This window comes from Pseudomonadota bacterium, from assembly GCA_026388215.1.
Taxonomy (GTDB): Bacteria; Desulfobacterota; Syntrophorhabdia; order Syntrophorhabdales; family Syntrophorhabdaceae; genus JAPLKF01.
The window spans coordinates 1-5770 of sequence record JAPLKF010000245.1; the positions used below are offsets into that span (position 1 = coordinate 1).

4 protein-coding genes are annotated in these 5770 nt (G+C 37.3%); 3 read left to right on the plus strand and 1 reads right to left on the minus strand.

Features of this window, described 5'->3' with window-relative positions; genetic code table 11:
- Nucleotides 1-68: 68 nt before the first annotated feature.
- Entirely contained in the window at nucleotides 69-1292 is a 1224-nt protein-coding gene (locus NTU69_11790; GenBank protein ID MCX5804189.1) for an IS256 family transposase, read from the minus strand.
- A 118-nt stretch (nucleotides 1293-1410) separates the two neighbouring features.
- Between NTU69_11790 and NTU69_11795 the strand changes: the two genes are divergently transcribed.
- From NTU69_11795 to NTU69_11805, 3 genes are all read left to right on the plus strand, one after another.
- The gene (locus NTU69_11795; GenBank protein ID MCX5804190.1) at nucleotides 1411-1587 is read left to right on the plus strand and encodes a hypothetical protein; all 177 of its coding nucleotides are present in this window, start codon (nucleotides 1411-1413) and stop codon (nucleotides 1585-1587) included.
- A gap of 9 nt (nucleotides 1588-1596) precedes the next feature.
- A complete protein-coding gene (locus tag NTU69_11800; GenBank protein ID MCX5804191.1) occupies nucleotides 1597-3933 on the plus strand; it encodes a hypothetical protein in 2337 nt (778 codons plus the stop codon).
- An 83-nt stretch (nucleotides 3934-4016) separates the two neighbouring features.
- Nucleotides 4017-5177, plus strand: coding sequence for a DNA methyltransferase (locus tag NTU69_11805; protein ID MCX5804192.1), 1161 nt, complete (start codon nucleotides 4017-4019; stop codon nucleotides 5175-5177).
- The last annotated feature ends 593 nt before the right edge of the window (nucleotides 5178-5770 follow it).

The window sequence follows — 5770 nt, forward strand, 5'->3', positions numbered from 1 at the left end:
GATACTGTCAACTCTTTTCTGCAAATTTCTCTATAGGGTTTATTCTCAACGGTTTTCATCATCTTCAATTACGCTGCCTTTGCATATTTTGATGCCCTAATGTTATCAAGTATTGTCTTTGCCTCATGTGTCATTACAACCCCATACCAGTTGAGTTCTTTTAGTTGCCACCAGACCATAGTAAGAGCTCTTGTTTCCTCCTGGAATCTGCCTATTGTTCTGGTTCTTCTTTTTACTTCACAGAAGCTCCTCTCTGCCACATTGGTAGTCCTTATCCTTTTTCTGTGGGTGTAGGGGTATTTATAATAGGTAAGGCATGATTCTATATCATCAAGAAGACATTCAAGTGCAGAAGGATACTTTTTACCCCAGTCTTTCTTAAAGAGGTTTATTGCCTCAAGGGCATGTTCATAGGTGGAAGCATAGAATATCTTTCGTATAGAGTCTTTTACATTGTCTTTATCAGATTTGAGGACCTTATCAAGGATATTTTCTGTTTTATGTTTTGTGCATCGTTGTATATCAGATGTAGGAAATACCTCATCCACTGCCTTTATTAATCCAGGGCAACCATCAATAACTGTTAATAAGGGTTCATTAAGTCCCCTCTGTATGAGATCATCAAGGAAGTATTTCCATGAACTATAGGATTCCTTATTGCCGAGTGATACGCCTATAAGTTCACGGCTTCCATCTTCCAAGAAACCCCAGGCAATGAGGATTGCCTCTTTTTCTGTGGTATTTTTTCTTACCCCAAGCCTTATACCATCAAGGATAAGATATAATACAGGGGTTTGTGATAGATCTCTCTTTTTCCAGGCATTGAATTCTACCACTATCTTTTTGCTTATCTTTATCACATTCTGGTGGGAGAGGCCTCTTGTGCCAAGGAGTTTACCTACTGCCTTTTTAACCTTTCTTGTGGAGAGACCATGCATATAGAGAAGGGGTATGGTCTCCTCAATTTCTTTTATCCGTGTAAGATAGGGAGGGAGAAGCTGTGAGTGAAAGGGTATATCTGTATTCCTTACCTGAGGCATCTCTATCTCTATATCACCACATCCTGTTTTTATAGTTCTGGGTTTAAAACCACTGCGGAGGCCCTTCTGATTATCCGTTCTTCTTTCATAATAATCCCTTCCTATGAAGGCTTTTAGTTCTTCTTCTATGGCTATCTGTAACATCATCCTGGCGCCGGTGTGGGTAAGTTCCATAATTGATGAGACATGATTCATCTCTCCCATATGTTTCTCAATGACTTCTTTCATCTTTTTTGATACACTTTTCTTCATGGGTATAGTTCTCCTTTCTCCCGTTTAGGGGATTGTTTAATCCATTGAGAATTATACCCTTTATTGAATTTACAGAAAACATGTTACACTATCATTCATAAGACTTGCAGAACGTAGAGTGAACGTAATTCTTGAGCAGTTCAGAAAACTTGGAAATTTATCAGATACAAGAAATTATGAATATACAGAAAATGATGTTAAAAAAATGTTTAATGAACTAAATAGGGCTTTAAAAAGCACAGGTGGACTTTTTTTTAAAAAAGGCGTTCAAAAATCAAAGTTATTCAAATTTTAAGGGATGCCTATGAAAGATTTATGTATAGCTTTGGCTCAGTCAGATACAGAAGCTGAGATTGTTCAAGTATTAAAAGATGCAGGTTTTTGGGATAATTCAAAACATTGGATGTATTTTGCTGGACTTGAGAATAGCTTCAGTATCATAGGAAACCAGCAAGCCTTACCTGAATCTGCACTGGTAGAAAAGATCATTAATAGCATTGATGCTGTTTTGATGGCGGAGTGCTTAAAAAAAGGTATTGATCCGACCTCCAAAGAAGCACCGCAAACTATTTGGGATGCAGTTGAACGTTTTTATAATATTAGAGGCGGTTTTCTTTATAATTTGGATGCTCGTGAAAGGGCAAACCTTGCAGAGAAAATAGTTAACGTTATTTCTTCAGGGTCAAAAGCGGTGCCTTCTTATTCTTTCATTGATTTTGGAGAAGGGCAGACGGCAAAGACTATGCCGAAGACGTTATTATCATTGGCTGGTTCAAATAAGCTAAGAATTCCATTCGTCCAGGGGAAATTTAATATGGGTGGAACGGGTGTTTTTCTCTTTTGTGGTGATCGAAATATTCAAATAATGATTACTAAAAGGCATCCGGAGGTAGCCTTTTTTGAAAAAGATGATCCGACAAGAAACGATTGGTGTTTTACTATAATTCGTAGAGAAGACCCCCGTGAAGGGCAAAAGCATTCAGTTTTCACTTATCTTGCACCCAATGGAAAGATACCGCAGTTCAAAGCTTCTGCACTGCCTTTATTTCCAAAAACGTATCCCAATCCCTACGGTACAGACGTAGAACATTGTACCTTCGTAAAAATTATAGAGTATCAAATACCTAGATATAAGACAAACATCACACTCGATATGTATAACAGACTCAATTGTTTATTACCAAGATTAGCATTACCTGTAAGACTTTGGGAAAGGCGGAAGGGATTCGAAGCTCACACATTTGAAACAACACTTGCAGGTTTATCCGTGAGATTGGAAGAGGATAAGAGAGAAATGCTTGAATTCTCAAGTTCGAGTACTTTTGAAATAGATGGGCTAAAATTACCCACGACAATATACGCATTCAAGAACAAGGAGCAAGCTAACAGATATAGAAGCGAGGAAGGTATCATATTTGTTCAAAATGGGCAGACACAGGGACACCTTCCGAAAGACTTCTTCAAGAGAAAAAAAGTTGGTATGCTCAACATCGCTGACCTCCTTCTTGTTGAAGTTGATTGTGATGGAATAGACAGGAGGGCTCGTGAAAGGTTATTCATGAACAGCAGAGATAGGCTCAGAAGTGGACAATTAAAGAAAGATATTGAAGACCAGCTTGAGGTTTTGATCAATGAACATCCTGGCTTAAGAGAGTTTCGTGAGAAAAGGACTAGAGAGGAAATTAAAGATAGGCTTGCCAAATCTAAACCATTAGAAAATGTTCTTGAAAAAATTGTTAAAAACAACCCGATCTTAGCAAGATTGCTTGGTAGCGGTTCAAGAATAAGTAGTCCCTTCAAGAGCGAGGTTGCTATGGAGACGAACTTATTTGTGGGTAAAAGGTTTCCCACTTTTTTCCAACTTAAAGCTGGATCATCAGGTGAATACATAAAAGAAGCTTACCTTAAACAAAGATTTCGCATACAGTTTAATACAGATGCTGAAAATAACTATTTTAAAAGAGATGAAGACCCTGGTGTTTTGATGGTGCTGCGTGATGGTGTACCCTATGGTTCTGGAATAGTAAACTTATGGAAAGGAACTTGTACCTTGAGTCTTGAGTTACCAGATGATGTGCAACTTTTCGATATTTATGATCTAGAGGTGCAAGTTACAGATCCGACAAGAATTGCCCCTTTTATAAATTATTTTAAAGTCTCCATTAAAGGTGAAGCGAAGCAACCAGGTGAAACAAAAAAAGGAAAGCGAAAAGAACCAATTATAAGCGGTAATGGTTCTGAGCAAAAGCCGCCTACTCTGGGTATACCTGAAATATTAGAAGCTTATGAAAAAGATTGGGGAGAATATGACTTTGACAAGGAAAGTGGTTTGGCACTCAGGCAGGGTGGTGATGAAGATCAATATTATTTTGTCGTTAACGTTGATAATGTGTACTTACAAAATGAACAGAAAATGAGGAAAGATGATGCTTTATCGCTGACGGAACAATTCAAATATGGGTTATCGTTGATTGGACTAGCTCTATTGACAGAAGAAGAAAAAAGAAAAAATCATGATAACTCTGAAGAAGAAGATAAAACCAAGGGCATAGATAATCAAATAAAAGAAGTGACAAAGGCTATATCGCCATTCATTATTCCAATTATCCGAGAACTTGGTGCAATGATTCCAGAACAGTGATATTAAAAGACAAGTTTCTTGATTTATATACAAATTAATGTTAGTTGAAAAATCAAGCACTGTCTCATATTTTGATTGGTCAAATGAAGAAAGAAATTATAAAAGCTCTAAACTTAAAAGTAAACATTTCAGGTCATACGCACGCATTTTACAACTATCCTGCTAGATTTCACCCCCAGTTTGCAAGAACCATCATAGAATATTATACGGAAGCCGGAGATTGTATAATAGATCCATTTATGGGTTGTGGCACGACAGCGGTGGAGGCATTAGTATGTGGACGTAGGTTTTTAGGTGTTGACGTTAATCCACTTGCCACTTTCGTAGCCTCCGTAAAAACAACACCTTTGACTACTAACGATTTAGAATCAATGACTGCATGGTTAGACAGAATCCAGTCTTTAACAAACCTTCACGATGAAGTAAATATAGATGCGTGTTGGAATCAGTATACAAAAAATGTTCCTTGGTGGATAAGAAAGACAATAATGCTTCTGCTTCAACTGATAGAGACTTTGGAGTCTGAACGGCAAAAAAAATTCGCCCGATGTGCAGTTTTATCTACAGGTCAATGGGCTCTTGATTGCAAAACCTACATACCCAACTCAAAATCCTTTATTAAAACGTTCCAGAACAAATTAACTGTCATGCTAAATGATATGCATGAATATCAAAAAAATCTCAGATTAAATCTTGATGTTCCTTTATCGCAAATTGAGCGACGCAGAAAAATGTTATGTAGGTCTATTGTTGGTATTCAAAATGATATGCGGGTAGTTCGGAATTGGAAACCTGCAAAATTAGTCTTAACTTCGCCTCCTTATCCAGGTGTCCATATTGTATATAATCGTTGGCAAATAAAAGGTAGAAAAGAAACACCAGCTCCTTATTGGATAATCAATACTCCAGATGGGAACGGCCTTAGCTACTATACCTTAGGTCACAGGAAGCAGAAGGGGCTAATGAACTATTTTCAAAATTTGAAAGCTTCCTTTGAATCTATCAAAACCTTATTGAATGAAAATAGTATCATTGTTCAATTGGTTGGTTTTTCAAATCCATCATGGCAATTGGAAAGATACCTCGAAGTAATGAATGAAATAGGCTATCAGGAAATCAATTGTTTTACAGGGTTAAATGATCGTTACTCCAGGAGCGTTCCCAATAGGAAATGGTATACTCAGTACAGAAACTCAGATAACTTTAGTGAGAAAGAATTCTTATTAATTCACAAGCTCATTTGAGAGGATGCGGTCTTTTAACAACTGACCGTGAACTAATTGTGAAGTAGAATCGTCAAACAAGAGGGGTATACCGTCAAGAAACTCTTCTGATAACAAGTTATTTAAGTAGTAATATCAATCAATAGCAAAAACGGGGGTACTATCAACCCCCAGCAAAATCACCCACCCGCAACACATCTTCTTACCTTCAAATTGTATAGTTTTTGTATAGTAGACATGGGTTTTTAACACAAAAAATATAAGAGAAAGATTATTCTGAAAAATCTATAAGTACATAACAATGTGTAGTAAATAAGAGAAATATTGAAAAATTGAGGCTCTCTATTAGGCTACTGCCAGTCATGCGCTCTCCCATCTGAGCTACAGCCCCACTGGTATTTTTATATCAATAAACCTTATAATTGTCAATGGGTTTTGCTTAAATACCCTATGCGCTATGCGGGCTCTACTTGAGCAGATGTTTCTTGATCTTCCCTGATGCAGTCTTGGGAAGCTTTTTGGTAAATTCAATGTAATGCGGAATTTTGTACCTGGCGAGCCTGTCGGCTAAAAAGACACGGACATCGTCCGGCGAAATCGAATGTCCTTCTTTT

Coding starts and splice junctions, on each gene's coding strand:
- NTU69_11790 (MCX5804189.1), bottom strand. CDS start 1,292: ATGAAGAAAAGTGTATCAAAAAAGATGAAAGAAGTCATTGAGAAACAT.
- NTU69_11800 (MCX5804191.1), top strand. CDS start 1,597: ATGAAAGATTTATGTATAGCTTTGGCTCAGTCAGATACAGAAGCTGAG.
- NTU69_11805 (MCX5804192.1), top strand. CDS start 4,017: ATGAAGAAAGAAATTATAAAAGCTCTAAACTTAAAAGTAAACATTTCA.